The 295-nt window shown below is 62.4% G+C and carries 1 protein-coding gene; it reads left to right on the top strand.

What is annotated here, in order from left to right:
• On the top strand, positions 1-295 hold a 295-nt coding region (locus ACEN88_RS35175), incomplete at both ends, for an aldehyde dehydrogenase family protein (protein WP_413347051.1).

Raw genomic sequence — 295 nt, 5'->3', positions numbered from 1 at the left:
CAAACGCGTCCAGGCGCTGGGCGGGGCGAAGAACCATGCGGTATTGATGCCGGATGCGGATCTGGATAACGCGGTCAGCGCGTTGATGGGCGCCGCTTACGGTTCGTGCGGTGAGCGCTGCATGGCGATTTCGGTGGCCGTGTGCGTTGGTGACCAGGTGGCGGATGCATTGGTGGCCAAACTGACACCGCAGATCAAGGCACTGAAAATCGGCGCCGGTACGACTTGTGGCCTGGACATGGGGCCTCTGGTCACCGGTCAGGCGCGGGACAAGGTCAGCGGTTATGTTGAAGAC

This window comes from Massilia sp. CT11-108, from assembly GCF_047302915.1.
GTDB classification, from domain to species: Bacteria; Pseudomonadota; Gammaproteobacteria; order Burkholderiales; family Burkholderiaceae_D; genus Telluria; species Telluria orientalis.
This window is presented reverse-complemented; position numbering and strand designations above follow the sequence as displayed.